Source organism: Bradyrhizobium sp. USDA 4504, assembly GCF_054063995.1.
Map to the genome: position 1 here is coordinate 1,446,248 of NZ_JBSSGV010000001.1, position 25,737 is coordinate 1,471,984.

The 25,737-nt window shown below is 65.2% G+C and carries 24 protein-coding genes; 15 read left to right on the plus strand and 9 right to left on the minus strand.

Annotation, left to right across the window (positions count from 1 at the left end; all coding sequences use genetic code 11):
• Window positions 1–147: 147 nt before the first annotated feature.
• Window positions 148–522 (plus strand): helix-turn-helix domain-containing protein, encoded by a 375-nt coding sequence (locus ACVMB1_RS06245; RefSeq protein ID WP_018270679.1) that lies wholly within the window; start codon window positions 148–150, stop codon window positions 520–522.
• 13 nt (window positions 523–535) lie between these two features.
• Here the strand turns inward: ACVMB1_RS06245 and ACVMB1_RS06250 are convergent, their stop codons facing one another.
• Window positions 536–841: a hypothetical protein gene (locus ACVMB1_RS06250; RefSeq protein ID WP_016841787.1), complete on the minus strand. Its 306-nt coding sequence runs from the start codon at window positions 839–841 to the stop codon at window positions 536–538.
• Window positions 842–960: 119 nt separating this feature from the next.
• Between ACVMB1_RS06250 and ACVMB1_RS06255 the strand changes: the two genes are divergently transcribed.
• The gene (locus ACVMB1_RS06255) at window positions 961–2,379 is read left to right on the plus strand and encodes an undecaprenyl-phosphate glucose phosphotransferase (protein WP_310884999.1); all 1,419 of its coding nucleotides are present in this window, start codon (window positions 961–963) and stop codon (window positions 2,377–2,379) included.
• A gap of 29 nt (window positions 2,380–2,408) precedes the next feature.
• On the opposite strand, the gene ACVMB1_RS06260 is transcribed toward ACVMB1_RS06255, so the two are convergent.
• From ACVMB1_RS06260 to ACVMB1_RS06280, 5 genes are all read right to left on the minus strand, one after another.
• The gene (locus ACVMB1_RS06260) at window positions 2,409–2,993 is read right to left on the minus strand and encodes a hypothetical protein (RefSeq protein ID WP_057020211.1); all 585 of its coding nucleotides are present in this window, start codon (window positions 2,991–2,993) and stop codon (window positions 2,409–2,411) included.
• A 4-nt stretch (window positions 2,994–2,997) separates the two neighbouring features.
• Complete coding sequence (locus ACVMB1_RS06265; protein WP_083715177.1) at window positions 2,998–3,774, minus strand: metallophosphoesterase family protein; 777 nt, start codon at window positions 3,772–3,774, stop codon at window positions 2,998–3,000.
• A 7-nt stretch (window positions 3,775–3,781) separates the two neighbouring features.
• Complete coding sequence (locus tag ACVMB1_RS06270; protein ID WP_456814154.1) at window positions 3,782–5,065, minus strand: hypothetical protein; 1,284 nt, start codon at window positions 5,063–5,065, stop codon at window positions 3,782–3,784.
• 109 nt (window positions 5,066–5,174) lie between these two features.
• Entirely contained in the window at window positions 5,175–5,459 is a 285-nt protein-coding gene (locus ACVMB1_RS06275; RefSeq protein WP_143271187.1) for a hypothetical protein, read from the minus strand.
• A gap of 104 nt (window positions 5,460–5,563) precedes the next feature.
• On the minus strand, window positions 5,564–5,872 hold the full coding sequence (locus ACVMB1_RS06280) for a hypothetical protein (RefSeq protein WP_143271189.1): 309 nt from the start codon (window positions 5,870–5,872) through the stop codon (window positions 5,564–5,566).
• Between the two features lie 221 nt (window positions 5,873–6,093).
• Here ACVMB1_RS06280 and ACVMB1_RS06285 point away from each other — a divergent pair, with 221 nt between their 5' ends.
• The 11 genes from ACVMB1_RS06285 to ACVMB1_RS06335 all read left to right on the plus strand — a co-directional run bounded on the left by ACVMB1_RS06285 (window position 6,094) and on the right by ACVMB1_RS06335 (window position 18,633).
• Window positions 6,094–7,278 carry a polysaccharide biosynthesis/export family protein gene (locus ACVMB1_RS06285; RefSeq protein WP_194295410.1) on the plus strand — a complete coding sequence of 395 codons (1,185 nt, stop codon included), beginning with the start codon at window positions 6,094–6,096 and terminating at the stop codon, window positions 7,276–7,278.
• Between the two features lie 31 nt (window positions 7,279–7,309).
• A complete protein-coding gene (locus ACVMB1_RS06290) occupies window positions 7,310–8,824 on the plus strand; it encodes an O-antigen ligase family protein (RefSeq protein WP_244558965.1) in 1,515 nt (504 codons plus the stop codon).
• Between the two features lie 58 nt (window positions 8,825–8,882).
• Window positions 8,883–9,545, plus strand: a complete 663-nt coding sequence (locus ACVMB1_RS06295; protein WP_244558966.1) for a hypothetical protein — start codon at window positions 8,883–8,885, stop codon at window positions 9,543–9,545.
• Window positions 9,546–9,674: 129 nt separating this feature from the next.
• Window positions 9,675–11,948 carry a polysaccharide biosynthesis tyrosine autokinase gene (locus ACVMB1_RS06300; RefSeq protein ID WP_076833217.1) on the plus strand — a complete coding sequence of 758 codons (2,274 nt, stop codon included), beginning with the start codon at window positions 9,675–9,677 and terminating at the stop codon, window positions 11,946–11,948.
• A complete protein-coding gene (locus ACVMB1_RS06305) occupies window positions 11,932–12,774 on the plus strand; it encodes a hypothetical protein (protein WP_244558967.1) in 843 nt (280 codons plus the stop codon). The genes ACVMB1_RS06300 and ACVMB1_RS06305 overlap by 17 nt, the downstream gene beginning before the upstream one ends.
• Window positions 12,771–13,529, plus strand: a complete 759-nt coding sequence (locus ACVMB1_RS06310; protein ID WP_076833222.1) for a class I SAM-dependent methyltransferase — start codon at window positions 12,771–12,773, stop codon at window positions 13,527–13,529. Before ACVMB1_RS06305 ends, ACVMB1_RS06310 begins: the two co-directional genes overlap by 4 nt.
• 3 nt (window positions 13,530–13,532) lie before the next feature.
• Window positions 13,533–14,648 (plus strand): glycosyltransferase family 4 protein, encoded by a 1,116-nt coding sequence (locus tag ACVMB1_RS06315; RefSeq protein WP_310884996.1) that lies wholly within the window; start codon window positions 13,533–13,535, stop codon window positions 14,646–14,648.
• Window positions 14,645–15,937 carry an O-antigen ligase family protein gene (locus ACVMB1_RS06320; protein WP_076833226.1) on the plus strand — a complete coding sequence of 431 codons (1,293 nt, stop codon included), beginning with the start codon at window positions 14,645–14,647 and terminating at the stop codon, window positions 15,935–15,937. Before ACVMB1_RS06315 ends, ACVMB1_RS06320 begins: the two co-directional genes overlap by 4 nt.
• Complete coding sequence (locus ACVMB1_RS06325) at window positions 15,934–17,253, plus strand: polysaccharide transporter (RefSeq protein WP_456848334.1); 1,320 nt, start codon at window positions 15,934–15,936, stop codon at window positions 17,251–17,253. Before ACVMB1_RS06320 ends, ACVMB1_RS06325 begins: the two co-directional genes overlap by 4 nt.
• On the plus strand, window positions 17,250–17,876 hold the full coding sequence (locus ACVMB1_RS06330; protein ID WP_057020219.1) for a class I SAM-dependent methyltransferase: 627 nt from the start codon (window positions 17,250–17,252) through the stop codon (window positions 17,874–17,876). Before ACVMB1_RS06325 ends, ACVMB1_RS06330 begins: the two co-directional genes overlap by 4 nt.
• Before the next feature lie 85 nt (window positions 17,877–17,961).
• The gene (locus ACVMB1_RS06335) at window positions 17,962–18,633 is read left to right on the plus strand and encodes a class I SAM-dependent methyltransferase (RefSeq protein WP_076833232.1); all 672 of its coding nucleotides are present in this window, start codon (window positions 17,962–17,964) and stop codon (window positions 18,631–18,633) included.
• A 21-nt stretch (window positions 18,634–18,654) separates the two neighbouring features.
• Here the strand turns inward: ACVMB1_RS06335 and ACVMB1_RS06340 are convergent, their stop codons facing one another.
• The 3 genes from ACVMB1_RS06340 to ACVMB1_RS06350 all read right to left on the minus strand — a co-directional run bounded on the left by ACVMB1_RS06340 (window position 18,655) and on the right by ACVMB1_RS06350 (window position 22,076).
• A complete protein-coding gene (locus ACVMB1_RS06340) occupies window positions 18,655–19,374 on the minus strand; it encodes a class I SAM-dependent methyltransferase (protein WP_076833235.1) in 720 nt (239 codons plus the stop codon).
• An 8-nt stretch (window positions 19,375–19,382) separates the two neighbouring features.
• On the minus strand, window positions 19,383–20,693 hold the full coding sequence (locus ACVMB1_RS06345; RefSeq protein WP_076833238.1) for a nucleotide sugar dehydrogenase: 1,311 nt from the start codon (window positions 20,691–20,693) through the stop codon (window positions 19,383–19,385).
• Window positions 20,694–20,771: 78 nt separating this feature from the next.
• Window positions 20,772–22,076 carry a glycosyltransferase family 4 protein gene (locus ACVMB1_RS06350; protein ID WP_076833240.1) on the minus strand — a complete coding sequence of 435 codons (1,305 nt, stop codon included), beginning with the start codon at window positions 22,074–22,076 and terminating at the stop codon, window positions 20,772–20,774.
• A gap of 117 nt (window positions 22,077–22,193) precedes the next feature.
• Here ACVMB1_RS06350 and ACVMB1_RS06355 point away from each other — a divergent pair, with 117 nt between their 5' ends.
• Together ACVMB1_RS06355 and ACVMB1_RS06360 are read left to right on the plus strand one after the other, a co-directional pair.
• Window positions 22,194–23,444 (plus strand): glycosyl hydrolase, encoded by a 1,251-nt coding sequence (locus tag ACVMB1_RS06355; RefSeq protein WP_244558969.1) that lies wholly within the window; start codon window positions 22,194–22,196, stop codon window positions 23,442–23,444.
• Window positions 23,445–23,555: 111 nt separating this feature from the next.
• Window positions 23,556–25,736: a bi-domain-containing oxidoreductase gene (locus tag ACVMB1_RS06360; protein ID WP_076833246.1), complete on the plus strand. Its 2,181-nt coding sequence runs from the start codon at window positions 23,556–23,558 to the stop codon at window positions 25,734–25,736.
• Window position 25,737: the final 1 nt, after the last annotated feature.

Here is a 25,737-nt window from a genome sequence, read left to right on the forward strand (position 1 = left end):
TTTCTTCGCACTATGTGTTGCTGCCGACCGGCAAGTTCGAGGCTCCCGAAAGGCCCCCGGGAAACCCTCAATTTGAATTTCCTGTTGCATTTACATAGCTTATAGGCCATGCGATGATTGCTAATCTAGGGGGCAATGAGATGACCAATGAGGCGTCATTCTACTGAGGAGATCAGTTCCAAGGTCAAACAGGCCGAGGAACTCATGGCGCGGGGGCAGTCCCAGGCCCAAGCGTGCAAGGTGCTGGGCGTTAGCGTGATGACGTTTCATCGCTGGCGCAAGCAGGAGGCCGCACGCGGCCACCAGGCGAATGGTACTGTTACCGAATTCGCCGCTCGCACCGATGATAGAGATGGGATCCCCCCTGTCCATAACCGTATTGATGAATTACGGCTGGAAAATGAACGGCTGCGCCGGATCGTGACCGACTTGCTGCTCGAGAAAATGAAGATCGAGGAAAAGCTTGCGCTCAGGTCCGGCGGCGGGAGCGGCTTGCCCCGCCGTGGTGAAGCCCAAAGCTGACGTAAGCTATCCGTTAGTGGATGCGTGAAGGCCTGGGAGCCAGCAGCAGCTGGTCGCTCAGATGTGCCTTCTCCGACCTTGCGCGCAGCTCTTCGAAGATCGGACGCAGTCTGGCCTGCGCAAGGTCCAGGCCCCTGACGATGTCCTGATTCGGCATGTCGGCCGGGAAGCGGGCCGCGCGCAGCTTTGTCTCGATCGCCTTGACCAGCACCTCGACGTCGTCGCGGTGCTGGCCCGCGACGAGCTCGGCGCCCATCAGGCGGATGAGGTGGAGGAGGGCCACCAGCGCGGCCTCGGTTTCGCCAGCCGATGAACTCATGCGCGCTCTCTATCCGATATCCGCAGCAGCTCTTGCGAGCTCACGACCCGCCTGATAATACACATATGAATTGTTAACACGAATGTTAATTCCCGATGACCGACCTTTCGGACGCTCGATTGGCGAAGGTACCGGTTAACTTCGGCGCCTTCTCGTTCGCTTTCGCCTCCCTCGAGGCGTTTGCCGTCGCGTTCGAGATGATAATCGTCGTGCTGTCCAGCATCGTCGGCGGCGCGGCCTATCACCTCTTTTACTACCACACGGTTTATAGCAACAGCTTCGAGGGTTTTCTAGGGATCGGGGTCCTCGCCGCCATCCTTCACATGTTCGTGGCGAAGTCGCAGGGCCTTTACAATGCGCAGGTGCTGGCCGGTCTCGACCGGCGCTGGAGCAGCCTGCTCGGCGGATGGCTGCTGGTCGTTCTGCTGATGACCCTGATCATCTTCCTTTTGAAGGTGGGTTCCGGCGTCTCGCGCGGGTCGGTGCTGTCATTTGGCCTGATCGGCGGCCTCGGGCTGGTCGGCGGACGGATGCTGCTGCAGGCGCCGCTGCAACGCGCGATCGACCGCGGCATGCTGGCAACGCGCCGCGCGGTCGTGGTCGGGATGGCGGACGAATTGTCCCGGGTGCGGCAAGCGAGCCTGCTGCGCGATTTCGGCCTCAGCGAGGTGCGACGGGTCCAGCTCTCCGGATCGTCCGACGACGCCGGCGACCGGACCGCCGTCGCGTCGGCCATTCTTGCAGCCCGCGAGTGCGGCGCCGACGAGATCATCCTGGCCATGCCCTGGCAGCAGGAGCCGCGCATCCAGTTCGTGTGCGATCAGCTGCGGGCATCGCCGCTGCCGGTGCGGCTGCTGCCGGACCGGACCGCGGAGCGGTTCCTGGCACTGCGAATGGTGGCGACCGGCCCGATCCCGACGCTGGAAATGCAGCGCTCGCCGCTTACTTCGCTCGAGCGCGCCGGCAAGCGACTGTTCGACATCGTGGCGTCCAGCGGCCTCCTGGTGCTGTTCGCGCCGCTGCTGATCGGAACGGCGATTGCGATCAAGCTCGACTCCAGGGGACCGGTCCTGTTCCGGCAGCGCCGCAACGGCTTCGACGGCAAGCAATTCACCATTCTCAAATTCCGCTCGATGCACGTGCTCGAGGATGGCGCTATCATCACGCAGGCCCGCCCGAACGATCCGCGGCTGACCGGGATCGGCGCGACCCTGCGCCGCCGCAGCATCGACGAATTGCCGCAGCTGGTGAACGTACTGCGCGGCGACATGTCGCTGGTCGGGCCGCGGCCGCACGCGCTGGCGCATGACGACAAATATTCGAAGCTGATCGCGAGCTATGCAGAGCGCCAGCACGTCAAGCCCGGCATCACCGGTCTCGCGCAGGTGCAAGGGCTGCGCGGCGCGACGCCGGCGATCGAGGACATGCAGCTGCGGGTGGCGCATGACCTCATCTACATCAAGAGCTGGAGCTTCGTGCTCGACCTGCGCATCCTGCTGCGCACGGTCGGCGCGGTGTTGCGTCACAAGGGTATCTGACGGCTGGGCATCTGGGCGCCAGGCGCGCGTTACTGCGGAATGCTCTGGTTGGCGTCCTTGAACTCCGCCTCGATGATGCGCCGGTTGGCGTCGCCAGCCACGCGATAGGCCTGCCCGATCGCGCCCTTCAGTTCCGGCGCCCGCGTGAGGATCAGGCGGATCTGCCGCTGCAGCAGGTCGACCAATTCGACATCGCGCGTGGTGTCGACTTGCGCCAGGAGGATCAGGCGCGGCGCGATCAGATCGCTGCGGTTGAAGCCAGTATAGTAGGACATCTTGAGCGCCTTCGACGCGGTCGGGTTCAGCCAGTCGAACCGTCCGGTTGCCGAGGCGAGGCCGAACCAGGCGCCGGCGTCCATCGGCGAGAGGCGAAGCGCCCGCGTGAACGCGGCTTCGGCCGCCTCCGGTGACGTCTGCAATTGGCTCCAGCCGTCGCGCAGCCACAGCTCGCCTCTGACCATGCCGACCTCTGCGGCGATCGCCGGTTTGGCGCGCAATGCATCGGCGGCAAGCCACCAAGCCGACAAGGCCAGCGTCGCCGCGCCGATCGCAGCGGCGGCCGGCACGAAGGCCGGCGAGAGACGCCTCGCATTCCGGCCGATCGCGTCAGCCATCGCATTAGCCATGGCGCGCGGCCCGGTTGCGGGTCATCAGCAAGGTTCGCCGTGCTCCCTCGAGTTTGACGCAGGTCAGGCGGCCGGTCGCATAGGCACCGGTGTCGACATTGATGCGGTTGCGCAGCAGCTCGGCCTCATGCACCGGCGTATGGCCGTGGACCACGACCTTGCCGAAATCATCTTCCGAGATCAGGAAGTCGTCGCGGATCCAGAGCAGATCCTCCTTGCGCTGCTGGTTGAGCGCGATGCCGGGCCTGACGCCGGCATGGACGAAGAAATAGCGTTTGTGCACATAACAGAGCGGCAGCGAGCGCAGGAAGGCGAGATGGACCGGCGGCATCTGGCGGATCAATTGCCGGGCGAGCGCCCTGCGTTCGGAAGCGTCGGGATTGGGCGAGGGCGTCAGGCCGTAGGACATCAGCGTTTGCAAGCCGCCAAACTGCCGCCATTGCGCGAGCATGTCGGGATTGACGAGAAATTCCAGCAGGCAGGCCTCGTGATTGCCGAGCAGGCAGACCATGCTGCGGGTGCGGCGGCGTTGTTCGAGCATGGCGATAACATCGCGCGAATCCGGTCCGCGATCGATATAGTCGCCGAGGAACACTTGGATCGGTCGCGCCGGCCGGAACCGACGGATGTCGGCATCGATGCAGGCGCAGATCTCGTGCAGCAGGTCGGCATGACCGTGGATATCGCCGACGGCGTAGATGCAGGTCTCGCCGCCCTCATGTTCGAGATCGCCGGTCTGGCCGACAAGACGCTGGAGGAAGCTGCGCATCTGGCGTCTAGCCCGCCTGCGACCGTGAACGGCTGATCCGCTGTGCCAGTCCTGTTCCGATCACGGCTCCCAACACGATCACTCCGGGCAGCGCCGGCAATTCCGGCAAGGTGAAGCCAGCAAGCAGCAGCGTCAGCAGGACGGCTGCGGCCGATGCAGGGTAGGACCAGTCGCGGCCGCGATTGCGCGCACCGGCCGTGAACGCTGCGATGCAGACGATGATAGCCGCGACTAAAGTCCAGAACATGGCGGAACCGAATTGCGCGATCAAGGCCGCGGCGCTGGTCGCAACCACGGGCCGCGTGGTGGCGCCCTGCCAGTCCATATAGGTCGACGCCAGCGTTGCCGTGGTGCCGGCGCCGCTGCCGAGCGCGGGCAGGTCGGCGAGCAGATTGTGGGTCGATTGCACGAACTCGGACGGTGCATGAACAAAGGCGACCGCAAGCGGCACGTCGGGATGACGATTGCCGATCGCCGTCGCCAGGGCGATCAGCGCGATCGCTGTCGCCGCAGCAGCGCTGCTCCTGCGGTGCAGATGAAGTTTCCGCGCGGCGAAGGTCATCAGGACGAGGGCGATGCCCGCGGCGATCGCGATCGCGGCGCCGCGCCGCCCAACCCAGCAGGCGCTGGCGGCGCAGAGCAGCGCGCCGGCAGCGAGCAGCCAGCGCAGCCGTCTCAATTGGGCGGCGGTGCGGCCATCGGCGTGTCCGCCGACGTCGAGCGCGCGCGCAAGGCCGAGCGGAACGCCAACGAGAACGACGACCAGGAATCCGTTTGCCGTCTCATCGCGTGCAGCGCCAGACCAGACTTTGACCGGATCGCTTGATAGCAGCAGGATCAGGGCCGCGACGGCCGCGGTTGCTGCAACGGTGCGGGCCACCATATCGGCGCGGCGGGCGTCGATCGCGACAGCGGCGGCGGTGATCATGGCTGACATGAGTGACAGCCAGATCAGCAGCGCGCCGAAGCTTGCGCCGGTGTCGATCGTGATGCTGCCGCTGAGCTGTGCTCCCAGCGTTTCGCCGGCGAACTTCCACACCGGATGCGCCAGGGCCGCCAGCGGAAACATCTGCAGGACGATCCAGAGCACCGGCAGAAGCGCCGCCGCAACAGCGGGACCGGCGACCGACTTCAGGAACGACAGCTCACCCGGACGGATCGCCAGCAGGCTTGCGAGCAGCCCTAGCGACGTCGCCGCGCCGACGGCACCCGTCGCGAGCGATGCGTCGATGAGACCGAGCGGAATCGACGCCCCGATCAAGATGCAGATGAAGGCCGTGACGTTCCACACGAGAGGGGGAGGTCCTGCAGAGGATGAGACGCAAGGCAGCGGGATGCCCCGGGCTTGCCGCGAGGTCAACGGAAATCGGCCACGCCAAAGCGGGCAGTGTCATGCCCTGCTATTGCGAACGGCGCAGGGCGAGACGTGGCGTCGAGGTGCGAGACCAGAACAGCGGCGCGAAGGCGCCTGCCAGATATCCGATTTGCAGCGCTACGATCGCAGCGATCATGAGCAGCGCGGTTTCCGACCACGACAGGCGCCCGACTCCGATGGCGGCCAACAGCGCGAGTTCCGCGAGCGCCACCGGCGCCAGCACCAGACAGTGCTGGCGCAGCCCGAGAACGGTGCCGCCGATCAAATTGCCAAGGAAAACAAATAACATAATCAAACCCTGCGCCCGCATGGTATCGGGCCGGGCCTAAGCCGGGGTTAACCCGCGCGTCGCCAGCGGGCCGGCGCGGTGCTGGCCGAGCTCGATGGCCTGTGGTTTTGTTAGTCGATTAACATTCAGAACGGGCGCAGATCGCCGTAACTATAGGCAGCCCAATAATCGCGGCCGCCAAACGGTCCATAGGCGCCGTAGAGCGGCGCGCAGGAGTAGCGATCGGGACAGCCGTGCCAGCAAACCCGTTTCCACTGGCAGACGTCGCCATGACAATATTGCAGCCGCTGACAATTGCCGCTGACCCGTTGCACGGCGCGCGGGGCCGGGGAAACGCTTAGTTCTGCGGCGAAAACCCCGGAGCCGCCGAGGGCGCCTATCAGCGGCAAGGCGACCATTCCCAACGCGATCGCGGGTAGCTTCCTGCGGGCCATCGAACCCTCGGTTAACTCAAACCATCTCATTCACAGATAACGGGGAGATCGGACGAAAGCAAAGCCGGAGTGACGGCGCGCGGGGCTTTGTCTCACGGCGGTGCGCCGGTGTCGCCGAATTGCCTCACCTCGCTAACATTATTTATCAATTGCATCGCAATATATCGCGGAAACTTGTGATTGTGATAGTCGGCGTGTTACGGCACGGCCGGAGTATTTAGATGTCGCGTGCGATTTTCATTCGGGTGATGTTATTGCTTGCGGCCGCCTGTTGGGTCAGCGGTTGCCATTACATGCCGACCAACGGTCCGACGAGCTCCGATGTCGTGGCCGGGCAGCGCGATCCTGAAAGCCTGCCCTATGCGATGGTCAAGATCACACCGCAGATCGAGAACGTGCTGGCGTCGTTCGCGCCGCAACTCGCCGGTGGCATCCAGGGCCCGCCGCCGAAGGACATCCGCTTCGGCATCGGCGACGTCGTCAGCGTCACGATCTTCGAGGCCGCCGCCGGCGGCCTGTTCATTCCGGTCGAGGCCGGCGTGCGTCCCGGCAACTACATCACGCTGCCGAACCAGAACGTCGATACCGACGGCAATATCTCGGTGCCCTATGCCGGCGCGATCCGCGCCAAGAACCGCACACCGACCGAAGTGCAGCGCTCGATCGTCGATGCGTTGAAGAATCGCGCGATCGAGCCGCAGGCCGTGGTCGCCCTGATCGAGCAGCGCACCTCGCTGATCTCCGTGCTCGGCGAGGTCAATTCGCCGAACCGCTTCCCCGCCAATGCCGCGGGTGAGCACGTGCTTGACGCGATCACGCGCGCCGGCGGCCCGAAAGGGCAGGGTTTTGACACATGGGTCATGCTTGAGCGCGACGGCAAACGTACTACGGTGCCGTTCGGCCAGCTGGTCTACGAGCCCAAGAGCAATATCTACGCCCATCCCGGCGACACCATTTATGTCTACCGCGAGCCGCAAACCTTCGTCGCCTTCGGCGCGTCGGGCGCGCAGGGCCAGTTCAATTTCGAGGCCTGGCGCATCTCGCTCGCCGAAGCCGTTGCCAAGGCGGGCGGCCTGAACGACTCCTCGGCCGATCCGGCCTCGGTGTTCGTCTATCGCGGCGAACTGCCGGAAGTGGCCGCCAAGCTTGGCGTCGACGTCAGCAAATATTCAGGGCCGATCATCCCGGTCGTCTACAACATCAATTTCCGCGATCCGGCCGGCTATTTCCTGGCCACGCGTTTCCAGTTGCGCAACAAGGACGTGCTCTATGCGTCGAACGCGGCATCCGTCGAGGACGCCAAGGTGATGCAGCAGATCCGCCTCGTGACCGCAACGGCGAATGATCCGATCGTGGCCGCCTACAACGCAACCTTACTTCGTAATTCGATCAAGCTTGCGCCCTGATATTGGGGCGTGAGCCGGCACGGCCGGCTTCATGACACGCTCAAGATTACCTTCCGGCTCAAGCGAGGCGACGGCATTGCCGTGGCCGGTGCGCTGGTCATCGTGGCTGTTCTGCGCCGTCGTCGCTTTGGCGCCGCTGCCGCTCGGCTCGGTCGGTACGGTTGCGCCCGCGATCTGGTCGATCCTGCTCGGGATTGCACTGCTCGGAGTATTGCCGATGCGCCTGCGCGGCAGTCAGCTCGCGATCCTTGCCGTGACAGTGCTGTTGACGGCGCTTGCCATGCTGGTGCTGCACGAGCAGTCGGTCGTCCGGCCCTGGTCGGGTGCGGCGCCGAACGCGTTGTGGGCGCAGGCCGGCAGATTGCTGCCTGCCGAGCTGCCGCCGGCCGTGTCGATCGCGCGCGGTCAGCCGTTCTATTCGATCGGCGTCGGAATCGTTTGCCTGCTCAGCTTCGCCATCGGCGTCGTGCTCGGTGCCAACCGCGGACTGGCGCGCGGGTTGTTGCGGGCGGTGGCCGCAGCGGGGCTGGTCTATGCGATCTGCGGCATCATCACTTTCGTGATCGATCCCACCCGGATCTACCTGCTGCACGAGAAGCAGGCGCACCTGGCGTGGCTGACATCTCCCTTCGTCAATCGCAACACTGCCGGCATCTATTACGGTTGCTGCGCGCTGATCTGGCTGTTGTTCGGCTGCGAGCTGATCGAGCGGCATTGGCCGCCGCGCCGTGCCGGCCTGTCACGGCTGCTCGCGCGCCTCGATATGCCGGCGCGGCGCCGGCTCGCCGGCCATGCGTTCGGCTGGCTCGCTTGCCTGCTGGCGATGTTTCTGACCGGCTCGCGCGGCGGCGTCGGGGTCTCGCTGCTCGCCGCGGTCGCGGCTGTCGCGATCTTTTTTCGCAACCGGGTGCCGCGCCGCTACGGCATGATCGTGGCGCTCGGGGTCGGCAGCCTGGTCGCGCTGGCACTGCTGCAGCTTCTCGGCGGCGGTGTCGGCGCGCGCTTCAGCACGATGGGCCTGTCCGATGAGGGACGGTTCTCGACCTATCGCGCAACGTTGCGGATGATCTGGGATCACCCGTGGCTCGGCGATGGTTTCGGGACCTTCGAATGGGTTTATCCGGCCTATCGCACCGACGACATCTCGCTGCGCGGGACTTGGAACCGGGCACACAACAGCTGGCTCGAACTGGCGTCCGACGGCGGAATGTTAATGGCCGGCGCCGCCATGATCGCGCTGCTCGCGGCGTTCGTCGTGCTCGCGCATGGCGTGCGGACCCGTCGCCGCGACGTGATCGTGCCGCTCGCGGCGCTCTGCGCGTCGGTCGCCGGCGCACTCCATTCGATGATCGATTTCTCGCTCCAGATCACCGGCTATGCCGTTGTTATCGCGGCCTTGCTCGGGGCAGGCCTGTCGCAATCCTTCCGCTCCGGCCGGGGCGCCGGCGGTGGCGGCTCCGACCGTGACGCCAGTGTTACGGTCGGGCTGCCGGTTAACGCTGATTTCGCGCGCCACGGCCCGGCCGCGGCCGGCGCGGCTATTTAATTGGCGCGATAACTCTGACTATGCTAACGAACTGTTAGTATTCGTTAGGGAGATAGCTGTGTTCACATTTGAGCGATCCTGCGGCTTTTCCGCCCCGCGCCTTGCGATGTTGGTGATGCTGGTGCTCGCGACACCCGGTGGCGCGGCGCTGGCGGAGACACCTGGCGGGCTGATACAGCCGTCCCAGGCGGTCACCAATTTCAAGGCCAATCCCGAGCAGTTGCTGACCCAGTATCCGAATGCGGGCGTGGAATTGACCTCGCGGGCGCGCGATTTCGCCCTCAACGATCCGACATCGCTCGATCCGCTGATCGCGCTGCTCGCCAAGGCAAGCAAGGACCAGAAGACGGCGATCGCCGCCGGTCTCGCCCAGGCCGCGCGCATCGTGGTGCGCAGCAACCAGCCCTACGCGACGCGCATCCAGCAGGCGATTGCCGACACCAAGGATCTCGACACCGTGATGGCGTTTGCCGCTGCGTCGGGTGACAGCGGCACCGCGGCGACCGGCGCCGGCGGCGCGGGCAGCGCCGGTGCATCCGGCGGCCAGACCAGCGCGCTGGGCGCCAGCGGCGCCGGCGGCGGAACGCTCGAGGCCATCGACGGCAACAGCGTGAACACCGGCATCTTCAGCTTCACCTCGTCGGTCAGCAGTTCGGGCAGCACGACGACCGGTACCGCCACGGGCACCGGCACCACACTCATTTCAACAGTTACCCCCTGAGCGGACGTCCGATCGCCAATGGAGAACTTTCTGCAGCAACGCGCTTCGGTGTCGGCGGCGGGACGCTTCCCAGGATCATTGGAGGGCGCGAGGGCAGGATCCATCCTGCCGGCGCGGCGATAGGACGAGATGCTTCAGCGCAACCAGATTTCGCCGTCTGTCGATCTGAGAAATCGTCCGGCTGAATTGCCGTCGCTGGCGGAAACCTTTGACGCCTTCGTCACCTATCTGCTCCGGCAATATTGGGTCATCCTCGGGACCGCCGCGCTCTGCCTGTTCGGCGGCATCTGCTATCTGGCGACGGCGGCGCCGAGCTATACGGCGCTTGCCACGATGATCATCGACACGCGCAAATTCCAGGCCTTCCAGCAGCAATCGCCGGTGAGCGAGGCCCCCGTCGATTCCGCCGCGGTCGAGAGCCAGGTCGAAATCCTGAAGTCGGAGAATGTGGCGCTCGCGGTGATCCGCGACCTCAAGCTCAACGAGGATCCGGAATTCGTCGGCTCCAGGGCCGGCGCGGTAGGAGCCGTGCTCGATTTCGTGTCCGGCCTGCTCGCCGGCGGGGCGCCGCCCACCGAATTCGACCGGACCCGGCGCGCGGTCCGCACGTTCCAGAAGCAGCTCGACGTCCGCCGCCGCGGCATGACCTATGTGATCGAGGTCAGCTTCCGCTCGCTCGATCCCGAGCGTGCGGCGCAGATCGCGAACGCCGTCGCCGACGCCTATATCGTCGATCAGCTCGATTCCAAATATCAGGCGACGCGCCGCGCCAGTGTCTGGCTGCAGGACCGCATCCAGGAGCTGCGCACGCAGGCATCCAACGCCGAGCGCGCGGTGCTCGACTACAAGAAGACCAACAACATCGTCACCTCCAGCGGCAAGCTGCTCAACGAGCAGCAGCTCGGCGAGCTCAACACCCAGCTGCTCCAGGTGAAGTCGCAGGTCACCGACGCCAAGGCCAAGCTCGACCGCATCGAGGCGGTGGTGAAGGGAGGCGTCCCCGATGCGACGGTGGCCGATACGCTGAACAACCAGGTCATCACCAAGCTGCGCTCGCAATATCTCGAGCTTGCCAACCGCGAGGCCGACTGGTCGTCGCGCTACGGCTACAATCATTTGGCCGCCGTCAACCTGCGCAACCAGATGCGCGAGATCCAGTCGTCGATCATCGATGAACTGAAGCGGCTCGCCGAAAGCTACAAGAGCGACTATGCGATCGCCCAGCAGCGCCAGAACGAGATCGAGCGCGCCGTGAACGACTCGGTGTCGCAGTCGCAGTCGACCAACCAGGCGCAGGTCACGCTGCGCGAGCTCGAGAGCTCGGCGCAGACCTATCGCTCGCTCTACGACAATTTCCTGCAGCGCTACATGGAAAACGTGCAGCAGCAGTCGTTCCCGGTCAGCGAGGCGCGGGTGATCACCCGTGCGTCGCGTCCGCTCAGCAAGAGCCATCCGCAAACCTTGGTCGTGCTCGCGCTCTCGGCGCTCGGCGGCCTGATCGCCGGGCTCGGGCTCGGCGTGTTGCGCGACCTCTATGACCGGGTGTTCCGCACCGCTGAAATGGTCGAGACGATCCTCGAGGCCGACTGCGTCGCCATCGTTCCCCGCGTCTCGCCGGGCCAGATCAAGGCGCCGGTCGCCGGTCGTCCCAGTCTGCCGATCGGTCCGCGCACGATCCGGCGCGGCGACGAGCCGGTGCTGTGGGCGGCGATCGATTCGCCATTCTCGCGGTTCTCGGAAGCGATCCGCTCGATCAAGGTCAATGCCGACCTCAACGTCACCAAGCCGTCAAAGATCCTCGGGCTGACCTCGGCATTGCCCAACGAGGGCAAGTCGACGCTGGCCTTCGTGTTTGCGCAACTGGTTGCCCAGAGCGGGGCCCGCGTGCTCCTGATCGATTGCGATCTGCGCAATCCCTCGCTCAGCCGCAAGGTCGCGGCGACTGCCGAGCGCGGCATCCTCGACGTGCTGTCGAACAATGCGACCTTGCAGGACACGCTATGGCGCGATCCCGAGACCGGCCTCGCCTTCCTGCCTGGCGCTACGCGATCGCGCATCGCCCATTCGCACGACGTGCTGGCCTCCGACCAGATGAGGGATTTCATCGACGGGGCCCGCAGCCACTACGACTACGTGATCGTCGATTTCCCGCCGCTCACGCCGGTGGTCGATGTCCGCATCACCGCGCACTTCGTCGATTCCTTCGTCTTCATCGTGGAATGGGGCAAGACCCAGGTGCAGGTGGTCGAGCGTGCGCTGCGCAGTGCGCGAGCGGTCAACGAGAACCTGCTCGGCGTCGTGCTCAACAAGGCCGATATCGCCGCGATGAGCCGCTATAGCGGCTATGGCGGCAAGAACTACTATTACAACTCGCACTATGGGCGATATGGCTACACCGAGTGAGACGCACGGCGGGTTGCCCGGGCGCGCAGCCGCCTGGCTTGCGCGCGGCTTGCTGGCCGCGGTCGCGTGCTCGTCCGTCGCCTGGGGCACGACCACCTTTCCGGACTTTGTCGACCAGACCCGACTCGACGGCGCAAAGGACCTGATCCTTCGCAACGTACCGGTCAGCGACGCCGAGCTCGACAACCTCGGTCCGCTGCTGTCGCGCGCCGTGGCGGAGAAGGATTGCATGCCGGCCATCGATCGCAGCGCGGCGGTGATCCGGCTGCGGCTCGCCGAGAACGCGCTCGCATCCGGCGCGCAGGTCGACGCCCGGATGGGCGAGCTTGACGAAGCCGTCCGCAAATCGCTCGGCTGCGCGCCGGCCGATCCCTATCTCTGGCTCGTGCTGTTCTGGCTTCGCAATATACGGCAGGGCTTGAGCGACGCCAATTTCGACCTGCTGCGGATGTCGTACCGGCTCGGACCCAACGAGGGCTGGATCGTGGCCAAGCGCAGCGCGATGGCGCTCGCAATGTTCGACGCGCTGCCGCCTGACCTTTCGTCCGACGTGATTGCCGAGTTCGCGCGTCTGGTGAAGACCGAACTGTACACCGAGGCAATCGATCTCCTGAAGGGACCGGGCTGGGCGCACCGCGACACGCTGCTGGCCGGCCTTGCAGCTGTCCCGCAACGGAACGTCGACATCCTGACCCGCACCATGGCCGACATTGGATACGATCTCGACCGCCGCTCGCCGGCGGAACGCCGCAATTGGGAGCACAAATCGAACGACCGCCTCGACGAGCCTGCCCGAATGCCGCCGGAGGCGAGCGCTAGGCCATGACGATGGAATTTTGCATCGGACAGCACAACGCGCATTATGAGGGCGTCTATTCGGCGCAGGAGCGCGACTGGCGCCGCGTCTGTGCGGTCGACAAGGCCGACCATATCGCCGGCTTGCTTGGCGCAGCCGTCGCGAAGGTCGGCAATGTGCTCGAGGTCGGCTGCGGCACCGGCGCCGTGCTGGCGCGGCTGTCGGCGATCGGCGTTGGCCGCGACTTCACCGGCATCGACGTGATCGATCCCGCGACCAATCTGGAGATCGACGACGCCGCTTCGGCTCCGTTCCGCTGGTCCAGCTATGACGGCGTGACGATCCCGTTCGCCGACGGATCGTTCGACCTCGTCTATGCCAGCCACGTCCTGGAGCACGTGCCCGAACCGCGCGCATTCCTGCACGAGCTCGCCCGGGTCGCGCGGACCTTTGTCTATGTCGAGGTGCCGTGCGAGCTGCATGCGCGGACCAATCGCCGGGCGTTGCAATCGACGCTCGACATCGGCCATATCAATTTCTACACGCCCGACACGTTCCGCCTGGTGCTGGAGACGGCCGGGCTCCGCGTCACCGGCTTCGGCACCTATGATCACAGCCTGCCGGTTCATGCGTTCCATTCGTCGCGGGTGAAGGGGCTCGCCAAAAGCATTGTGCGGAAGTCGCTGTTGTCGGTCGGCCCGGCGTTCGCGACCAGGCTTGCGACCTATCATTGCGGGGCGCTCTGCCGGCGTGACGAGGCGCAGGCGCTGCCGCGGGACCGGTAAGCCATGGCGCCGCGCGTGGTCGTCTTCAATAACATGATCACACCTTACACCAACCGTCTCTACAACGAGCTGGCCAGCCGCGGGCTGGATCTCGCCGTGCTGTCCTGCACGCCACAGGAGGCCGATCGCTCCTGGGCCGGCTCGTTCACGCCGCGTTACATCACGCGCACGGTGCCGGGTGTATCGATCCCGCTGTCGCGGTCGCGTCACACCCATGTCAATATCGGGGTCGGGCGCGCCTTGCATGCGCTCGCGCCCGACCTGCTGTTCGTGAACGGTCTTTATCCCTCGATGCTGGCCGGCGCGGCATGGGCGCGCGCCAACGGCAAGGCGCTCGCGCTGACGATCGACGGCTGGCGCGAGACGATGCCCAACACCGCCTATCACCGTCTGGCGCGGCCCTGGCTGCTGCGCCAGTGCGACGCAGTGGTGTGTTGCAGCGACAAGGGTAGGGCGTATTTCCGCGGCGAGGGTGTTCGCGCCGACGACCTGTTCGTGGTGCCGTTGGTGCCGGCATGGGATCCGCCGGCGGTTGTGCCGGCATTCGACGACCGTCCATTTCATCTGCTGTGGTGCGCCCGCCTCAATGACGACGCCAAGAATGCGATCTTCTTCGAGAACGTCGCGATCGCGCTTGGCCGGATCGTGCCCGGGCTGAAGGTGCGTGTGGTCGGGTCCGGCGCCGCCGAACGGCGCATGCTGGCGCGGTTCGGCGGTGCCGGCATCGATGTCAGCCACGACCGCTACCTGCCGTGGCAGGCGATATCGGACGTTTTTCTGCAGTCGCGGCTGCTGCTGCTGCCTTCACTGCTGGAACCGTGGGGCCTGGTGTGCAACGAGGCCCTGCAGTGCGGGGTTCCGTGCCTGGTGTCGCCCCATGTCGGGGCAGGCGGCGAGTTGGTCCGTGACCATGACAACGGCTATGTTTGCGCGCTCGATGAACAGGTTTGGGTCGACGCGGCGCGCGGCTTGCTCGAACATCCCGCGCACTGGGAGGCGATGTCGCGGCAGGCCCGGCAGAGCGTGCGACGCGATGCGCTTGCCGACGCCGCGGCGCGTTTTGCGGCCGCGGTCGATCATCTCTTGAGGGCTCCGGCCCGGCAGGAGGCCGTGCAATGATCGGCAGATGGTGGCTGCGAACCGATGTCTTTCTGCACGCCTATCTGGTGATGGTGCTCGGCTGCATCTATTTCCTGTTCAATTTCATCGAGGGCATCTCGTTCTCGGAAAGGGCCGGGGAATCCACGCTGTTCCGCGGCGCCTGGCTGCTGCTCTACATCCTCCTGGTGCTGCACATTGCAATCGATCCGAAGCGCTTCGGCCTGCTGATGCTGCAGTCGCATCTCTATCTGACGTTCATCGCCTTCGCCCTGGTATCACTGGCGCTGAGCGCCGACCCCGCCGGCTCGTCGATCAAGTTCGCGATGTATCTGTTGACCACGATGTTCTCGGCGTGGGTCGTGATCAGCTGCCCGGTCGATCGTCTCGTCGATGCGCTGTTCCGGATCGGGATCGTGGTGCTGATCGTTCACGTCCTGCTGTTTCCGGTGATCGGCTCGCAATGGGATTACGACCCGCTGCATCGGCCGACGGTGCTCGGAACCCAGGCCTATGCCGGCGTGTTCGGTCACAAGAACCTCGCGGGCGCATTCTTCGGTCTCATGGTGCTGATCTGCTTCGTGCGCATGCTGGCAGGACCGCGCCGCCAGTTCGGCTGGACGCTGCTGCTGATGGGATGTCATCTTTTTGCGCTCGCCGCGGCCGGCGCCGCAGGTCCGCTGATCAGCATGTTGACGGCGCTTGCCGTGACCTTCGGGCTCGTGCTCGTGGTGCTCGGGCACAGGGGCGCTGCCTCGATCTATTGGCTTGGCCTCGCTCTTGTTGCGCTTGTCGTGTTCGCCCTGCCGAGCGACGAGTTGTACGGGCTGGTGGGCCGCAGCGGAAACCTGACCGGCCGCTCGTTCCTCTGGTCGGTCTGGCCGCACTTCTTCTGGCAGCACCCCTGGCTCGGCTACGGGTTTTCGGGATTCTTCAACGAACTGCCGAATTCGCCGGTGAACGAGCTGACGAGCATGGCGCCGTGGAATACCGAGTTCGGCTCGTTCGAGAATTCCTATCTTGACGCCTTTCTCCAGTTCGGCCTGCTCGGCGGTGCGCTCTATATACTGCTGCTGGCGCGCGCATTGTGGAACAGCATCGTCTTCGCGTTCGAGCGGAGAGGGATGTACTGCATGGCACCATTCGCGATGCTGCTGTTCGTCGTGATCGCGTCGGCCAATGACTCCAGCCAGCTGCTGCACAATTATTTCGGCTGCGTGCTGGTGTTCTGGTGCTATTTCGGCCCGGAGGCCAGGCTGCAGATGGCGCCGCGGCGGACATTCAACAGATTGCGGGTGAGTGAGGCGTGAGTGCGTTGACCAACAGGCTGGACCGGGCGGCGGCTCAGACCCGGGTCGCCGGTGCCATGAGCGGATTGCTTCGCCGGCTGCGGCATGCCGGGGGCAATGTCGCGCTTGGCCTGATCGATCAGGCGCTGCTGAGCGGGTCTGCCTTCGTGCTGACGATCGTGCTCGCCAACGTGCTCGACATCAATTCATTCGGCAGGTTCAGCGTCGCCTGGGCATTCTCGATCCTGATCGAGGCGGTGTTTCTGCGCGGCCTGTTCGACGACGGGCTGCCGGCGACCGCGCATCGCATCCCGAAGTCGCTATGGCCGCAGCTGCGGCTCGGCCTCTATCTGTCGTCGCTGCTCGTCTCGGGTGCGCTCGGCCTGCTGCTGGTGGGTGCGGGGCTTGTGATCGCAGCCGTCGGCGGGGACGCCGGCGGGCTCGTGATCGCAACCGGGCTCGCGATCCCGGCGGTTCGGCTGCAGAGCATGTTCCGCCGGATCTGCTATCTCGACGGGCGACTGCCGCGCGCGCTGGCGTCCTCGCTGACCTATTGCGTGGCGCTGGTCGTCTCGGCCGGGCTGATGATCGCGCTCAAGCTCGCCGGCGCCGCCGCGGCGATGGCGTGTATCGCGATCTCGGCCGCGCTCGCCGGCAGCCTGCTGCTGGCCCACACCCGCGAGCTGGCCTGGCCGCAAGCCAGAATCTTCCGCGGCTCGCTGCGGCGGCTGTTTCGGAACGGGCGCTGGTTCGTCGCGACCTCGCTCACCTACTGGATCGGCAGCATCGGGCTGATCCCGGTCTGCGGCTTCCTGATCGGGCTGGACGCGAGCGCGTCGCTGCGAATCCTGCTGTTGGTGTTCGCACCGCTCAGCCAATTTTGCGCGACGATGTTCTCGGTTCGCCTGCCGGAAATCGCGGCCGAACTGCGCGCCGGCCGGCGCAGCGCGGTCGCCGCTGCCGCGCGCGAAAATGCCCTGTTGCTCGGATCGATCGCCGCGGCCTATGGGGCGGCGGTCGTGCTGCTCGGCCAGCGCATTCTGGCGCTTGTCATCTACGGACAGAGCTATGAGATCGGTACCGGCAGCCTCGCCTTGATGGGCGCTGCGATGGCGCTCGACGCGGTGTGGCTCGGCCTCGCTCTGCCGCTGTTTGCGACCGGCAAGCCGCAGCGGTTCATGCTGAGCCGGATTGCCGGCCTCGTCGCGCTGTGCTGCGTCCTGCCGTTCGCAGCCGAGGCCTGGCAGGTGATGGGCGCGGTTGCGGCGATGGTGGCCTCCAGCGCGGCGTCGGTGATCACGGTTGTGCTGACCAATTCGGCGCGGGAGCGGACATGACCGACGACGCGCGCGGCGGCTCGCTCGAAAAGCTGCATATCGGCGCCTTCAATTGCGGCATCGACGGCTGGATCAATACCGACATCACGATGCACCTGTGGATCGCGCGGGTGCCGTTCGCGGCGAAAGCGCTACATCTCGCCGGCATGCTGAGCGATGCCCGCTATGCCGAGCATCGCCAAGGCAAGTTTGCCGGACTGCGCCACATGAACCTGACCAAGCCGCTGCCGTTCGCGGATCGCAGCCTCTCGGCGGTGTTCAGCGCGCACGTCTTCGAGCACCTGTTTCCCGACGAGGTCGAGCGGCTGGCGCGCGAGATCGCGCGGGTGCTGGCGCCTGGCGGGGTATGTCGCATCGTCGTCCCCGACATGGAGCGGATCGTCGCGCTCTACGATCCGGCGGCGCCGCTGGCTTTCCTCAAGGGCGTTTTCGAGATCGATCGCCGCAAGGAGGCCGCCTTCGCGCATCACTGGGGCTTTACCCGCGCCTCGCTCGCCGCGCTATTCCGCAACGCCGGCTGTTCGGAAACCTACACCCGTGCCTATCGCGAGGGGGTCTGTCCCGACATCGACCGGCTCGACAACCGGCCGGACGAGTCGATCTTCTTCGAGGCCATCAAGTGAGCGCGACAGGAAAATCGATGCATCGTAGCGTGAGGGATCGCGCATGCCGTGCTAGACCGGACCGACCGGTAGCAGGAGACTGACCTTGCTGGGTGCGATTCAAGCCCGATTTTCCAATGCAGCGCGCCAGCGGCGCGGCGAATTCCTCGTTCGCACCGTGAACCTGCCGCTTGATGCGAAAATCCTCGATCTTGGCGGCGGCACCGGCCGCCACATTCGCACGATCCTGCCGCGCCATACCGACATCACGGTCTGCGACATATCTGCCGATGATTTGAAGGCCGCGCGCGAGCGCTTTGGATTCAAGACGGTCCTGCTCCGGGAGACCGAGCGCCTGCCGTTCGACGATCAGGCGTTCGACTTCTGCTTCTGCTCGTCGGTGATCGAACATGTCACCGGGCCGAAGCAGGATGTCGTGACGATCGAGGACGAAGCGGCGTTTCAGAGCATCGCGCGCGCGCATCAGAACCGTTTTGCGGGCGAGATCTCGCGGGTCGCAAAGTCCTTCTACGTGCAGACGCCGTACCGGTACTTTCCGATCGAAAGCCATACCTGGCTGCCGGGCATCATCGTCTTGCTGCCGAGGCGGCTGCAGATCGCGCTGATCGAGCGATTCAATCGCTTCTGGTTCAAGCGCACCGCGCCCGACTGGCATCTGTTCGACTGGCGCGAGATGACCGAAACGTTTCCGGACGCGAAGATCTATCGCGAACGCTATCTCGGCATGACCAAATCGCTGATGGCGATCAAGGTCTGAGGCAGCTATCCGCCTGCCACGTCAATCGTCGCGCCGGGCCAGGATGTTGATCAGCGTGCCCACTGCGGGCTGGCGATCGAGCGCCGGCGGCAGCGGGGAGCCGGCAAAGCTGCTCCCCAGCATCGTGAGGCCATGTTGCCGAAGCAGACCCTGCATGGCCGCCGGCGAGGTGTCGAATTTGGAGAACGCGAGATAGCGAAACAGCGGCCGCGCCGATACGCGTGAAGAGGCCGCATGCGCGAGCTTGTAGCTCCGGCGCAGCAGCGATCCGCGGTTTGGGATCGAGAGCAGCAACAGCCCGCCGGGCATGAGCACGCGATGCATCTCGGCGAGGCACTGCGCCACGTCGGGAACATATTCCAGCACGCTCGCGCACAGCGCGCCGTCGAAGGATCGATCGGGAAACGGCAGACTTGCGATGGTCGGAATCTGCTGGAATTTGAGCCGCCCGGCGAGCGTGCCGTCGGCGCCGCGGCCGCGAGCCGCCGCAATCATCTCCGATGAGGCGTCGACGCCGGTGACGTCGCAGCCGCGCCCGGCGAGCAGGCGGGACAGCGTTCCAGTGCCGCAACCGGCGTCGAGCCAGCGCTGCCCATTGAGGTCTGCGTTCCCGAGCAGGCCGAACATCGCGGCCGTCCGCGCCCTGAAGGTGCGGCTCTGATGCAGCGTCTCCCACCCCGACGAAATCTCGTCGTGAAAGCGGATTTCGGGTCGCTCGCGGGTCCGGCCCATGGTGGCCATGATATTCCCTACCAGTGGAAGCCGCTCACTTTGGCGCGCACCTGCTCGGGCAATCCGATCTCCGACAGTTCGAGCACGACCTGGTCGGGACGGGTCGCCGTCAGCGCCGCAACGAAGCGCGGATCCGCCGTCGTCAGCACGATAATGTCGGCCCACTCGATGGTTGCCGTCACGTCGTCGTTCAACAGGCCGACCAGCTCCGGATTGCGCATCAGGAATTCCCGGTTGGCGCCGATCAGTTGCGACAGCTGCACATTGGGGTCGTAGATCCGGATGTCGCGCCGTTCGCCGCGCAGGCTCTTCACCAGCCTCACGAACGGACTGTCTCGGACGTCGTCGGTGCCGGCCTTGAAGCTGATGCCGAGGAACGCGATGCGGCGGCCCTCATGCGACAGGATCCACTCGGCGCCGCGCGACATGATCATGTCATTGCTCGGCAGGATGCTCTCGAGCACCGGCGTCGACAGTCCGCGGCTGTGCGCAAGGTGTTTCAGCGCCTTGACGTCCTTGGGCAGGCAGGAGCCGCCGAACGCAAAGCCTGGCCGCAAATAGGCCGGCGAGATGTTGAGCCTTGTGTCCTGCATGAAGATGTTCATGACGTCGCGCCCGTCGATGCCGAGCGTCTTCGCGATCGTGCCGATCTCGTTGGCAAAGCTGACCTTGAGCGCATGCCAGCTGTTGTCGACATATTTCACCAGTTCCGCGGTCTCGACCGGCGGCGTCATCTTGGCGCCCGGCAGGTCCTTGTAGAGCGCCATGACGCGGTCGGCGGTTTCCTGATTGAAAGCGCCGACCACGGTCTTGGACGGCGCGTTGAAATCCGCAATCGCGCTGCCCTCGCGCAGGAACTCGGGATTGAACGCAAGGTCGAAATCGCGTCCGATCCTGTTGCCGGAGGCTTCCTCGATCAGCGGCCCGACGGTGCCGCGGGTGGTGCCAGGCAGCACGGTGGAGCGGATCGTCACGGTGTGCGGCGCGTTCTTGGCGCGCAGTCCGCGGCCGATCTCGATCGCGACCTGTCGGATCGCGGTCAGGTCGAGGTTGCCGTTGCCGGACGAGGGTGTGCCGACGCAGACCATCGATATGTCGCTGTTGACGATCGCTTCGGTGGCGTCGGTGGTCGCGGTCAGCTGACCGGTTGCCACCGCGCGCGCCACCTTGTCCGAGATGCCCGGCTCGACGACCGGCGACCTGCCTCCGCGGATCAGGTCGACCTTCGCAACGCTCTTGTCGACGCCGATGATCTGGTGGCCGAGCTCGGTGAAGCAGGCGGCGCACACCGTTCCGACATAGCCGAGGCCGAAAATGCTGACGTTCATGCTTCGACCTTCAACAATCCAGGACGTGCGCGTGGCCGCAGCCGCGTCGCGTTTGACGTGAGTGAGGCGGCTGCGCGTTCAAGACGATGCCCGCCCGGCGGCTGCGTTCGCGCTGGAAGGTTGCGAGGTCGGCCGCTCGGCGGGGACATGCGCGCGCGGTGCGCGGTTCTGCGCGGGGACCTTCCCGGCGAACAACGCCTCATAGGCCGCGAGCAGCTTCGGCTCCTCATGTGTCCACGAGAGCGCGCGCTCGACGCGATTGCGGCCAAACGCCCCCATCGTCTGTCGCAACGACGGATCGTCGATCAACGTGATGATCTTGCTGGCAAAATCCTTTGGATCGTTCTTCGCGGCATAGAGCGAGGCGTCGAGCGCCGAGCGCCGGCCTTCGCGAACGTCGAACTGAACGATCGGCCGTCCGAGCGCCATGTATTCCATGATCTTGTTCATGGTGGAGATGTCGTTCATCAGCGTGACGCGGTCCGGATTGACGCAGACGTCAGCGGTCGAGAGCATCGTGAACAGCGCGTCATCCGCGATGGCGCCGGTGAAGTTCACGTAGTCGGAGAGCTGCATCTCCTCGCAGAGCTTGACCACGGCATTCCACTCTGGCCCGGTGCCAGCGATGTTGAACTGGATGTCGGTGCGGCCGAGATCGTGCACGATGTGGCCGATCGACTGCAGCAGAAGATCGATGCCTTCCGATTGGCCGATCACGCCGACATAGCCGACGCTGTAGCGCCGGCCACGGCGCCAGGCCGGATCGGCCGGCCGCGAGCGCACCCGGTCGAGATTGGGGCCGGATCGCACCACGAAAACCCGGCTGGCCGGCATACCGCCGCGCGTGATCGCGATCTCGCGATAGGATTCGTTAGTCGCGATCGAGATGCTCGCCGTCTTGAAGGTGAGATATTCGACCAGCCGCAGCAGCTGCCAGAAGAAGTCCCTGCGGCCGAATTTCGCCTCGTAGAGCTCGGGATTGACGTCGTGATGATCGAACACGAAGCGCTTGCCGCCGAGTTTGAACAACAGGCCGATCAGGAAGATCAGGTCGGGCGGATTGCAGCCCTGGATCACGTCGAAGCCGTGCTTCCACGCCACCTTGATCGCGAGCAGCGTTTCCCAGAACAGCGCGACCGGATATTCGATCAGGTAGGCGGCGATCCCGCGCGCTTCCACGGGCATCGGATGGCGATAAATGTGAATGCCTTCGAGGCATTCGTAGGATTCGTCATGGCCGCGGCCCTTCGGGCAGATCACAGAAACTTCATAGCCCGCCTTGCGCAGCGACGTTGCTTCGCACCACACCCTGCGATCGAAAGGAACCGGAAGGTTCTCGACGATGAACAGGATCCGCCGCGGTGATGGTTCAGCTCTCGACATCTGAGATGATCTATACCATTGACCTAACAACATCACAATCCGACTAACATCGGCATTAACATGTGCGGCTTCCACTATGCAATCCCGGCACCGATGTGACGGCGACGAGACAGGGACATGGCAGGCAGAGTGAGGGATTGGGGCCAAAGGGCATTGATTGCGCTGGTTTTGAGCGCGGTGCTGCCGCTGGCCTACAAATGGCCGCTGCAGTGGAATGGTTCGACGTCAAGCGATGCGCTGAATGCGAGCCGCGTGAACGCGGTGATCCCGCCGACGCTTTTCGGCATGGCCATCAATGCGATCGGACAGTCGCAGCCAAAGTCGCAGCCCTGGCCGGAGCTCAAATTCGACGGCGTTCGGCTATGGGGCGCGATCTACTGGGCACAGATTAATCCGGCGCCCGGCATCTACAATTGGGCGCGCTTCGATGCCATCCTGGCGGCGGCCGAGCGAGAACACGTCGAGATCGTTCTCAATCTCGCCTATACGCCGCGCTGGGCCGCGTCGGTGAAGGATGCGCCGCCGGCGTTCACGCCCGGCGCCAGCTCACCGCCGGCCGATCTCGCGTCATGGGACGACTGGGTGCGCGCGGCCGTGGCGCGCGCCGCCGGCCGCATCAAATACTGGGAAATCTGGAACGAGCCCGAGGATCCCAAATATTACTCGGGCGATATCGCGACCATGGTCCAGCTGCAGAAGCGGGCCTACGAGATCATTAAAGCCAGCGATCCCACCTTGACCGTGCTGACACCGCCGTCCAACGGCACGCCGGACGGATATCGCTGGCAACAGGCCTTCATGGCGCAAGGCGGCGGACAATATGCCGATGTGTTCGCCTTCCACGGCTACACGAGCGAACCCGAAGCGGTGATTGGAATCATTGCGCGCTTCAAGAAAATCCTCGCCGCACACGACCTGTCCGCGAGGCCAATCTGGGACACCGAGGCCGGCTGGTCGTCCTATGAGGACAATCCGGACGGGTGTCTGGCGCGCGCCTACATCCTGAAATGGATCAGCGGCGTCGACCGGTTCTATTGGTACGAGTTTGCCGGAGGCGGCAGCGACTTTGGAAAATTATGGGACCCGGCGCGCGGGCTGCTTCCGAGCGGAATTGCCTACCGCACGATCCAGTCCTGGTTGGTCGGTGCAAGCGTCGTGGCGGCAGGCAGGACGTCGCCGTCGACCTGGCGCGTCGAGCTTCGCATGCCGGATGGCCGCAACGGCTTGATCCTCTGGACCACCAAAGGCCGGTCCGTTTATCGGGTCGACCCGCGCTTCAGCCTTTACCAGGGCCTCGACGGCGGCGAAGGGCCTGTCGCCAACGGCGAGGTCGAGATCTCGCCAAAACCGGTCCTGTTGCTGGAATGATAACAATGTTAAGTCTCCGGCAATGAGATAATTATGACGATGATCCTGGCTTCATTGCGGGCGGCAGGCGCGATACAAGGAGCGCTGTTAACTTGAGGCGATTGACCGACCGTGAAGCAGATCGCGCAGAACTATAAGAGCGGCGAGCTCAAGCTGATCGATGTGCCGGCGCCGCGCTGCCGCCCCGGCGGGGTTTTGGTGCGCACGGCGTTCTCGGCGGTGTCGACCGGCACCGAGATGATGAAGTTCACCGAAGGCCGCCTGTCGCTGCTCGGCAAGGCGCGCGCGCGACCTGACCAGGTTGCCAAGGTGGTGCGTTCGGTCCGTCAGCAGGGGTTGGCTGCGACCTATCAGAAGGTGATGAACCGCCTCGATTCCTACACGCCGCTCGGCTACTCGCTGTCGGGCACCGTCGTGGAGGTGGGCGAGGGCGTCGGCGGCTTCTCGGTCGGACAGCGTGTCTGCTGCGGCGGCAATCAATATGCAACCCACGCCGAATATAATTGGGTGCCGGTGAACCTCTGCGTGCCGCTGCCGGACAGCGCTGCGCTGGACCAGGCCGCATTCACCACGATCGCCTCGATCGCGCTGCAGGCGATGCGCCAGTCGGAGATCCGTTTCGGCGAGACCGCCTGCGTGATCGGCCTTGGCCTGATCGGGCAGATCATGGTGCGGCTGCTGCGCAGCGCCGGTGTCGTGGTCGTCGGGCTCGACAGGCTGGAGGCGCGATGCCGGCAGGCGGAGGCTGCTGGCGCCGCGGTCTGTGCCGTCGCATCGGATGATGCCGCGGCCGAATTCCGCGCACGGATCGACCAGCTGACCGCAGGCAACGGCGTCGATTGCGTGTTCATCACCGCAGGCAGCGACGATCCCGATCTCGCGTCGCGTTCGGCGGCGCTGCTGCGCGACCGCGGCCGCATTGTCGATATCGGCAAATGCACGCTGAACCTGCCGTGGAGCGAATTCTACGACAAGGAGCTCGACGTGCGCTTCTCGCGCTCCTACGGCCCCGGCCGCTACGATCCGCTCTATGAGGAGGGCGGCATCGATTATCCGATCGGTCATGTGCGCTGGACCGAGAAGCGCAATATGGAGGCGATCGTCGCGCTGCTCGCCGACGGGCGGCTCGATTTTTCCTCGCTGATTTCCGAAACGGTGCCGCTGGAGCAGGCGACGTCGGCGTTCGAGCGCATGAGCCGTGGCGAGGTCGGTCTCGGCATGGTGTTCGCCTATCCGGACGCCGCTCCCCGCGCGATGCAGATGACCTATCGTCCGGCGGTTGCCCTGCGCAGCGGCCGGGTGCGGCTCGGCGTCATCGGCGCCGGCAATTATGCCTCCAGCATGCTGTTGCCGCAGCTTGCGAGCAACCAGCGCGTCGATCTCGTCGAGGTCGCCACCAATACCGGCCTGAGCGGCGCCACGGCAGTCCGCAAGTTCGGCTTCGCGCGTGCCTCGACGGATGCGGCCTCGGTGCTCGGCGCCGACGACATCGATGCCGTGCTGATCGCAACGCGCCATGCCTCCCATGCCGACCTCGCGACGCAGGCGCTGCGCGCCGGCAAGGCGGTGTTTGTCGAGAAGCCCTTGGCGATCGATACAAGCTCGCTCGATCGATTGGAGCAGGTGATCCGGGAAACCGGCAACAGCCGGCTGATGGTCGGCTTCAACCGCCGCTTTTCGCCGCTGCTGCAGGGCATGCGCGCGGCATTCGCGCCGGCAGGACCGCAGACCCTGCAATATCGCGTCATCGCCGGGCCGCTGGAGAAATCGTCCTGGTATCTGCAGGCCGAGAGCGAAGGCAGCCGCTTCGTCGGCGAGGGCGGCCATTTCATCGACGTGTTGTGCTGGTGGCTCGGCGCCGAGCCGGTGCGTGTCTCCGCGAGCACGGCGGGCAAGGACGTCGACAATCTCGTCGCCACCTTCGATTTTGCCGACGGTTCGGTCGCGAGTCTCAGCTATCTCACCGGCGGCGATCCGCGGGTGCCGAAGGAAGCGCTCGAGATATCGGCAAGCACGGGTTTTGCCGCCTTCGACAATTTCTCGGGCTTCGAGGTCTGGCACGCCGGACAGCGCACGGCGAAGACAGCGCGGCTCGACAAGGGCCAGCGGCCGATGCTGGATGCCTTCATCGCAGCGGTCGCATCGGGAGCCGCGATGCCGATCGCGCTCGACTCGCTGCTGGCGACCACGCGCGCAACGCTTGCCGTGCAGGAAAGCGCGGCCGCCGGGATGCCGATCGATCTGACGGCCGGCGCGGCAGAGCAGGGCGTCGCGCACGCCTCGACGGCGTGAG

Bases quoted from the DNA above. Each gene is read 5' to 3' on its own strand.
- ACVMB1_RS06315 (WP_310884996.1), top strand. From the start codon at position 13,533: ATGGCGCCGCGCGTGGTCGTCTTCAATAACATGATCACACCTTACACC.
- ACVMB1_RS06250 (WP_016841787.1), bottom strand. From the start codon at position 841: ATGAGTTCATCGGCTGGCGAAACCGAGGCCGCGCTGGTGGCCCTCCTC.
- ACVMB1_RS06290 (WP_244558965.1), top strand. From the start codon at position 7,310: ATGACACGCTCAAGATTACCTTCCGGCTCAAGCGAGGCGACGGCATTG.
- ACVMB1_RS06245 (WP_018270679.1), top strand. From the start codon at position 148: ATGAGGCGTCATTCTACTGAGGAGATCAGTTCCAAGGTCAAACAGGCC.
- ACVMB1_RS06345 (WP_076833238.1), bottom strand. From the start codon at position 20,693: ATGAACGTCAGCATTTTCGGCCTCGGCTATGTCGGAACGGTGTGCGCC.
- ACVMB1_RS06350 (WP_076833240.1), bottom strand. From the start codon at position 22,076: ATGTCGAGAGCTGAACCATCACCGCGGCGGATCCTGTTCATCGTCGAG.
- ACVMB1_RS06260 (WP_057020211.1), bottom strand. From the start codon at position 2,993: ATGGCTGACGCGATCGGCCGGAATGCGAGGCGTCTCTCGCCGGCCTTC.
- ACVMB1_RS06310 (WP_076833222.1), top strand. From the start codon at position 12,771: ATGACGATGGAATTTTGCATCGGACAGCACAACGCGCATTATGAGGGC.
- ACVMB1_RS06280 (WP_143271189.1), bottom strand. From the start codon at position 5,872: ATGGCCCGCAGGAAGCTACCCGCGATCGCGTTGGGAATGGTCGCCTTG.
- ACVMB1_RS06265 (WP_083715177.1), bottom strand. From the start codon at position 3,774: ATGCGCAGCTTCCTCCAGCGTCTTGTCGGCCAGACCGGCGATCTCGAA.
- ACVMB1_RS06320 (WP_076833226.1), top strand. From the start codon at position 14,645: ATGATCGGCAGATGGTGGCTGCGAACCGATGTCTTTCTGCACGCCTAT.
- ACVMB1_RS06305 (WP_244558967.1), top strand. From the start codon at position 11,932: ATGGCTACACCGAGTGAGACGCACGGCGGGTTGCCCGGGCGCGCAGCC.
- ACVMB1_RS06300 (WP_076833217.1), top strand. From the start codon at position 9,675: ATGCTTCAGCGCAACCAGATTTCGCCGTCTGTCGATCTGAGAAATCGT.
- ACVMB1_RS06340 (WP_076833235.1), bottom strand. From the start codon at position 19,374: ATGGCCACCATGGGCCGGACCCGCGAGCGACCCGAAATCCGCTTTCAC.
- ACVMB1_RS06275 (WP_143271187.1), bottom strand. From the start codon at position 5,459: ATGCGGGCGCAGGGTTTGATTATGTTATTTGTTTTCCTTGGCAATTTG.
- ACVMB1_RS06285 (WP_194295410.1), top strand. From the start codon at position 6,094: ATGTCGCGTGCGATTTTCATTCGGGTGATGTTATTGCTTGCGGCCGCC.
- ACVMB1_RS06330 (WP_057020219.1), top strand. From the start codon at position 17,250: ATGACCGACGACGCGCGCGGCGGCTCGCTCGAAAAGCTGCATATCGGC.
- ACVMB1_RS06355 (WP_244558969.1), top strand. From the start codon at position 22,194: ATGGCAGGCAGAGTGAGGGATTGGGGCCAAAGGGCATTGATTGCGCTG.